The 6190-nt window shown below is 46.5% G+C and carries 5 protein-coding genes; 3 read left to right on the top strand and 2 right to left on the bottom strand.

Translation table 11 applies throughout. From position 1 onward, the window contains the following. Nucleotides 1–202: 202 nt before the first annotated feature. Entirely contained in the window at nt 203–1834 is a 1632-nt protein-coding gene (gene pruA, locus ABDW16_RS07805) for an L-glutamate gamma-semialdehyde dehydrogenase (RefSeq protein WP_343668863.1), read from the bottom strand. Nucleotides 1835–2140: 306 nt separating this feature from the next. Beyond that, nucleotides 2141–3230, bottom strand: a protein-coding gene (gene prfB, locus ABDW16_RS07800; protein WP_143150602.1) for a peptide chain release factor 2 whose coding sequence is annotated in 2 segments (ribosomal slippage) — nt 2141–3169 and nt 3171–3230 — 1089 coding nt in all. Because the reading frame shifts where the segments join, the coding sequence is not laid out codon by codon here. Nucleotides 3231–3319: 89 nt separating this feature from the next. Here prfB and ABDW16_RS07795 point away from each other — a divergent pair. From ABDW16_RS07795 to ABDW16_RS07785, 3 genes are read left to right on the top strand one after another with little or no spacing between them, the layout of a single operon-like run. Then, nucleotides 3320–4120 (top strand): hypothetical protein, encoded by an 801-nt coding sequence (locus tag ABDW16_RS07795; protein ID WP_343668859.1) that lies wholly within the window; start codon nt 3320–3322, stop codon nt 4118–4120. Between the two features lie 32 nt (nt 4121–4152). Beyond that, a complete protein-coding gene (gene pgi, locus ABDW16_RS07790; RefSeq protein ID WP_343668858.1) occupies nt 4153–5805 on the top strand; it encodes a glucose-6-phosphate isomerase in 1653 nt (550 codons plus the stop codon). A gap of 21 nt (nt 5806–5826) precedes the next feature. After that, a complete protein-coding gene (locus ABDW16_RS07785) occupies nt 5827–6153 on the top strand; it encodes a hypothetical protein (RefSeq protein ID WP_343668856.1) in 327 nt (108 codons plus the stop codon). Nucleotides 6154–6190 lie beyond the last annotated feature (37 nt).

The following is a 6190-nucleotide window of genomic DNA, read 5'->3' as shown; positions in this document are numbered from 1 at the left end:
TTAAGTGTTTTTGTAAACATGGCTCAGAGATTTTGTAATTAAAGTTACAGCTCATCTCAAAGCCATGTTTTCTTTTTCAAACATACGAACTCTTACTTTTGATACAGGCTATTTTTATTCAGGTACCTGCCTGGAGACAGGCATCGTTTTAAACGATTCTCAGGAGGTTTACTCTATTTTTGGTACACCCTCTTTTTCATTATTATGCTTCTTTCAGGAAAGGATAACCATATTCCGTAGGCGGCACCAGTGTCTCCTTAATCGTTCTTGCACTCAACCACCTATACAGGTTCAGCATAGAACCCGCCTTATCATTGGTACCGGAAGCTCTTGCACCACCAAAAGGCTGTTGGCCTACTACTGCGCCCGTCGGCTTATCATTGATATAGAAATTACCCGCTGCATTCACCAGCTTTTTAGTAGCCAGGTCAATTGCATAACGATCCTGAGCAATGATAGAACCAGTCAATGCATACGCAGAGCTGCTATCTACCACGCTGATAATTTCTTCAAATTTATCTGCATCATATGTGTAGATCGTCAACACAGGGCCAAAGATTTCTTCGCACATAGTTACGTATTTCGGATCTGTTACTTCGATCACAGTCGGTTCAATGAAGTAACCTTCTGTTTTGCTATAGTTGCCACCAGCAATGATCTTTGCAGCAGGATCTTTCTTCGCGTTCTCAATATAATTGGTGATCTTATTGAAAGAACGTTCATCAATCACTGCATTGATAAAGTTGCTGAAGTCTTCCACAGTTCCCATCTTCATCGTCTTCAACTCAGCCAGCAGACGGGTTTTCACCGCATCAGCAATATTGGAAGGCAGGTAAGCGCGGCTCGCTGCAGAGCATTTTTGACCCTGGTATTCAAATGCACCGCGTGCCAGTGCAATCGCAGTTACATCTACGTTGGCAGAAGCATGTGCCAGTACAAAGTCTTTACCACCGGTTTCGCCTACTATGCGTGGGTAAGCTTTGTATTTATTGATGTTCTGACCAATCGTTTGCCACATATGCTGGAATACAGCGGTAGAACCTGTGAAGTGAATACCTGCAAAGTCTGGATGACTGAAGCAGATATCCCCCAGTTTAGGACCATCTACGTATACCAGGTTGATCACACCTGCAGGTAAGCCTGCTTCGATCATGATCTGCATGAACATGTTCGCAGCAAAAACCTGTGTATCTGCGGGTTTCCAAACTACCACATTGCCACACATGGCAGCAGATGTAGGGAGGTTACCGGCAATCGCGGTGAAGTTGAACGGTGTCACTGCCAGCACGAAACCTTCCAGCGGGCGATATTCAGTACGGTTATGAACGCCTTGTGAGCTGACAGGTTGTTGTTTATAAATTTCAGAGAGGAAATGCACATTGAAACGCAGGAAGTCGATCAGTTCGCAGGCGCTATCGATCTCTGCCTGGAAGGCATTTTTGCTTTGACCGAGCATGGTCGCGGCATTCATGTGATAGCGGTATTTGGTGGCAATCAGTTCGGCAGCTTTCAGGAAGATACCAGCGCGTTGTTCCCAAGGGGTGGCAGCCCATTGTTCTTTAGCGGCCAATGCTGCCGCGATGGCGTCATTGATATGAGAGGCATCGCCCATGTGGAAATGACCCAGTTTATGCTTGATTTCGTGTGGCGGGCGCAGGTCAACAGTTTTACCGGTACGTACTTCCTTTCCATTGATGTACATAGGAATATCTGCCTGCTGCGCTTTAAAGGCAGACAGTTGCTTTTTCAATGCAACCTTTTCTGGCGATCCGGGTGCATAGCTGTAAACCGGTTCATTTGCCGGTGCAGCAAAATGAAAATAAGCGTTGTGCATTCTCAAAGAGTTTTTGTTGTAACGAGATAATATAAAATTAGTGCCTTTGAGCGACAAATCACTGCTGTCTTCTACATTCGTGATCTGTCGCGGGGTTCGATGGCCTGCGGCCGGCCGGGCATGCATCGATGTGGACGCATCACCGGAGATGTCACACTGATATGATGGCCGGACATGCATCGATGTGACCGCATCACCGGAGATGTCACACTGATATGATGGCCTGCGACTGGCCAGGCATGCATCCCTTTCTGCCAAAATCAAAAAAGCCCCTCCTGGTGGAAGGGCCTTTTTGCATTAAGAACATTAATTATTTTCTTTGGACATCATCAGGTAAGCTTTAATAAAGCCTTCCAGTTCTCCGTCCATAACAGGCCCAACGTTCCCTACTTCGAAATCGGTACGGTGATCTTTGATCATCTTGTACGGATGGAATACATAGGAACGGATCTGCGAGCCCCATTCGATTTTACGCTTATTGGCGTTAGCCGCATTTTTCAGCTCTTCGCGCTTGCGCAGCTCTTCCTCATACAGGCGTGATTTCAGCATGGTCAGTGCCTTTTCACGGTTTTCACCCTGTGTACGGGCCTGCTGGCATTCTACAATGATGCCTGTAGGAATGTGCTTCAGGCGTACGGCTGTTTCCACCTTGTTGACGTTCTGACCTCCCTTACCACCTGAACGGTAGAATTCCCATTCCAGGTCGGCCGGGTTCACGGCAATTTCGATGGTATCGTCCACCAACGGATACACATAGACTGAAGCAAATGAAGTATGCCTGCGGGCATTAGCATCGAACGGAGAGATACGTACCAACCGGTGTACACCGCTTTCTGCTTTCAGCAATCCATAGGCAAAGCTACCGTCGAACTCCAGGGAAGCTGATTTAATACCAGCACCATCCCCGTATTGCACGTCGATTTCAGATACTTTCCAGCCTTGTTTTTCACCGTACATACGGTACATGCGCAACAGCATCTCGGCCCAATCCTGGCTCTCGGTACCACCGGCACCTGAGTTGATGGTGAGTACTGCCGGCATCTCGTCTTCCGGCTCGTTCAAGGTAGACTTGAATTCCAGTTCATCTAAAGCGGCCACTGCTCCGTCATACGCAGCTGCTACTTCTTCTTCAGAGGCTTCACCCTCTTTCTGGAAGTCCAGCAGTACCGCGCTATCTTCAATAGAGGTTTTCACCTGTTCATAAAGATCGACCCAGAACTTATTGACTTTGATCTCTTTCAGAATGGACGTAGCCCGGGCGTTGTCGTCCCAGAAGCCAGGGGCTAACGATAATTGTTTGTCATTTTCGATTTTTGCTATGCGGTCCTGGACGTTAAAGAAAACCTCCCAGGACATGGAGACGGTCCCTCATAGCTTTGAGTTGTTCTGCTGTCATAATGGTGGCAAATGTAAGGAAAAAGGGGAACAATATTTGTTGCACATTGACATTATTCTTCGCCCTTAAATTAAAAATTTTAACTATTCATGAAAGCCTCCCATGAAACCCTTTACTACAAGAACAGCGCGATTTTTAATACAATAGGGTACCTGGTGGTCATAGCCGTAAATGCCCTTGCAGGGTTGGGTATGATCAACGGTAATACCAATGCGCAGGTGTCTGAAAAGTATGACAATCTCTTTGTGCCGGCGCGTTTTACCTTTTCCATCTGGGGGGTGATTTACCTGGCCCTGCTAGGGTTTATTATCTACCAGCTTTGGCTGGCATTTGCACCCGGATATGGGGACAGATTGAAACGATTGATGGAAAGGATGCGCGGTTGGTGGTTGATCAGTTGTACGGCCAACAGTTGCTGGCTTTTTGCCTGGCATTATGAACTACTACCACTGGCCATATTACTGATGCTCACCTTATTAATATCATTGCTGGCTATTCATATAAATTTTAATATTGCTGCACCGGGCGCCAGCCGTTCTGTGCAATGGTTTATATACCTTCCCTTCAGCCTGTACCTGGGCTGGATCTGTGTAGCAGCGGTGGGGAATATTGCGGCACTGATTGTATACTCCGGCTGGGATGGCAGGAGCGTACCTGTCACGGCTATACTCATCCTGGTAGTTTGTGTAGGCACCACCCTGCTGGTAGTAAAGCGGCATAACATCGTGGCTGGTATGGTAGCTATCTGGGCATTTTATGGTATCATTGCCAAACGGCAGAGTGAGGTGACCACTATGGCCCTGCCAGTGATCATATGTTGCCTGACGGCGATCGGCGTTGTGCTGATTGCGGGTGTTCGGGAGGTAATTCATAAAAAGGCCGTTAAATAATTTATTACATTTGGAGACTAAAAAATCAACTCATGTTCCCAACGACAAATCCTGAAACGACAAAAGCCTGGCAGGAGCTGCTGAAACACGCAGACCAGATGAAACAAACGCACATGCGCACTTTGTTTGCGGAAGATGGCGATAGATTTAAAAAATTTAATCTACGTTTTGAACATATCCTGTTCGACTATTCAAAGAACATTATTACAGAAGAAACACTGACTAAGCTGTTTGCACTGGCAAAAGAGTGTGGTGTGGAAGAGGGGATCAAAGCCATGTTCAGCGCTGAAAAAATAAATGCTACTGAAAACAGGGCGGTGCTGCATACCGCATTGCGCAATTTTTCAGGTAATCCGGTCCTGCTGGATGGTAAAGATGTGATGCCGGATGTGCTGACTGTGCAGAAGAAGATGGAAGAGTTCTGCGAGCGCATTCACAGCGGCGAATGGAAGGGATATACCGGCAAACCTATACGTTATATTGTAAATATTGGTATTGGCGGTTCTGACCTGGGCCCGGTAATGGTGACAGAAGCACTGAAGCCTTACTGGAAAAAGGGTATGCAGCCTTACTTTGTGTCTAATGTGGATGGTACACATATCGCAGAGACACTGAAGAAGGTAACACCTGAGGAGACATTATTCCTGGTTGCGTCTAAGACCTTTACAACGCAGGAGACCATGACGAATGCGCTGACTGCACGTAGCTGGTTCCTGGAGCATGCAAAGGATGAGAAATTTGTAGCAAAGCATTTTGCGGCGTTGTCTACGAATGAGAAAGCGGTGAAGGAGTTTGGTATTGATCCGGCGAATATGTTTGAGTTCTGGGATTGGGTAGGTGGCCGTTATTCACTGTGGTCCGCGATTGGATTGAGCATTGCGCTGACAGTAGGGTTTGATAATTTCAAAAAATTGCTGGAAGGTGCGCATGCAGTGGATAAGCATTTCCAGACTACACCTTTGGAAAAGAATATTCCGGCTATTATGGCGCTGGTGGGCCTGTGGTATGGCAATTTCTTTGGTACTGCCACTGAGGCTATCCTGGCTTATGATCAATATATGCATCGGTTTGCGGCGTATTTCCAGCAGGGGAATATGGAGAGCAATGGTAAGTATGTAGATCGGAATGGTAAGGCCGTGAATTATGAAACAGGGCCGATTGTATGGGGTGAGCCGGGTACGAATGGACAACATGCATTTTATCAGTTGATTCATCAGGGTACGCGTATTATTCCTGCAGATTTTATAGCACCGGCTATTAGTCATAACCCGATTGGGGATCATCATGTGAAGTTGTTGTCTAATTTCTTTGCGCAGACAGAGGCGTTGATGAATGGTAAGAGTGCGGAAGAAGTGAGAGCTGAGTTGGTGAAACAGGGATTGAAGGAAGAGGAGATTGCAAAATTGACACCTTATAAAGTGTTTACCGGTAATAGACCTACGAATTCATTCCTGGTGAAGGAGATTGATCCAAGAACGTTGGGGTCACTGGTGGCGCTGTATGAGCATAAGATATTTGTGCAGGGGGTGATTTGGAATATTTATAGTTTTGATCAGTGGGGGGTTGAATTAGGTAAGCAGCTGGCGAATAAGATTTTGCCTGAGTTGGTGAGTGATGCGACGGTGAGTAGTCATGATAGTTCAACGAATGGGTTGATTAATGAGTGGAAGAAGATGAAGAAGTAGGATTCATTTGGAAACAATGATATGGATCGGTTTTGCCTGTGGGTGAAACCGATTTTTTTTGCTATGAATTGGCCTGCGGCAGCATGGAAGAGTTTCTTTTTTTTCCCTCCGGGAGAGGTAAAAAACCTTTGGGCATCAAAACAAAACCGGTTATTGCCATCAATCCCGCCATCCGGGCGCCAGCCTAAAAAAGAAATATTTCCTTGTTGCTGCAGGCCCAAACAAAACGGTTACTGCCATCAATTCCGCCATCCAGGCGCCAGCCTAAAAAAGAAATATTTCCTTATTGCCGCAGGCCCAAACAAAACGGTTATTGCCATCAATCCCGCCATCCAGGCGTCAGCCTAAAAAAAGCCCCTCTTCCTTGCTGCCGCAGGCCAACAAC

The sequence above is a fragment of the Chitinophaga sp. genome, from assembly GCF_039596135.1.
Classification (GTDB): Bacteria; Bacteroidota; Bacteroidia; order Chitinophagales; family Chitinophagaceae; genus Chitinophaga.
The sequence above is the reverse complement of the archived record's forward strand: the minus strand, read 5'-3'. Positions and strand labels throughout refer to the sequence as shown.